This window comes from Streptomyces sp. NPDC051104 (assembly GCF_040682835.1).
In the GTDB taxonomy this organism is placed as follows: domain Bacteria; phylum Actinomycetota; class Actinomycetes; order Streptomycetales; family Streptomycetaceae; genus Streptomyces; species Streptomyces cynarae.
The window spans coordinates 56,029-57,229 of the sequence record NZ_JBFBBS010000041.1 but is presented as its reverse complement, the minus strand read 5'-3'; the positions used below and the strand labels follow the sequence as shown (position 1 = coordinate 57,229).

Sequence of the window (1,201 nt, the reverse complement as noted above, 5' to 3'; positions counted from 1 at the left end):
GGTTGATAGGCCAGGTCTGGAAGCCCGGTAACGGGTGGAGGTGACTGGTACTAATAGGCCGAGGGCTTGTCCTCAGGTGCTCGCGTCCACTGTGTCAGTTCTGAGGCAACGAACAGTTGCCGGCTTTGAGCAGAACAGACAACTGAAGAGTGTGCTTGTTCGCTCGAAACCATTAGGGTTTCGGTGGCCATAGCGTGAGGGAAACGCCCGGTTACATTCCGAACCCGGAAGCTAAGCCTTACAGCGCCGATGGTACTGCAGGGGGGACCCTGTGGGAGAGTAGGACGCCGCCGAACAATCTTTGGAGGACCCTTGGTCCCAGCGACATGCTGGGATCGAGGGTCCTTTTTCGTTTTCCCGGGGCGCGCCGGGTACCCGGCTGCGCGACAATGATTTTGCGGTACCGAAGACAGGAGTCACCCATGTCCACCAACTCTCCCGACGAGCGTCCTGAGCGCGACCAGCGCCGCCGGGACAGTGGTGACCGTGGCGGCTACCGCGGTGGCCCGCGCCGCGGCGACGACCGTGGAGGCTACGGCCGGCGCGAGGACCGCCGTGGAGACGACCGCCGGGTCGGCGACCGGGGCGACCGAGGCGGATTCCGTGGCCGTGACGACCGCGACCGTGGTGGCCGTGACGACCGCGACCGTGGTGGCCGTGACGACCGCGACCGTGGTGGCCGTGACGACCGCGACCGTGGTGGCCGTCCTTCCTTCCGCCGTGACGACCGCTCGTCCGGTCCGCGCCGCGATGACCGCGACCGGGGCTTCCGCCGCGACGGTGACCGCCCCTCCTTCCGTCGTGATGACGACCGGGGCGGGTCCGGCCGCCGGGACGACGACCGTGGTGGCTACGCCCGTCGTGATGACGACCGGGGCGGGTCCGGCCGCCGGGACGACGACCGTGGTGGCTACGCCCGTCGTGATGACGACCGGGGCGCATACGGCCGTCGGGACGACGACCGTGGTGGCTACGCCCGTCGTGATGACGACCGTGGCGGACACCCCCGCCGCGATGACGACCGGGGCGGGTACGGCCGCCGCGATGACCGTGGCTTCCGCCGTGACGACCAGCGCGGTGGCCACGGCCGTCGTGACGACCGAGGCGGTTACGGCCGTCGTGACGACCGGCGGGATGACCGTCACGACGATCGTCGCGACGGCGACCGCGGCGGCTTCCGCCGTGACGACCGGCCGTCCGG

The 1,201-nt window shown here is 69.5% G+C and carries 1 rRNA gene and 1 pseudogene; one reads left to right on the top strand and one right to left on the bottom strand.

What is annotated here, in order from left to right:
* The first annotated feature begins 179 nt into the window (after window positions 1–179).
* Window positions 180–296: ribosomal RNA gene (gene rrf, locus AB0N14_RS33440) — 5S ribosomal RNA — on the top strand.
* A 120-nt stretch (window positions 297–416) separates the two neighbouring features.
* Here the strand turns inward: rrf and AB0N14_RS33435 are convergent.
* Window positions 417–1,201 (bottom strand): annotated as a pseudogene (locus AB0N14_RS33435) (hypothetical protein); the annotation flags it as partial.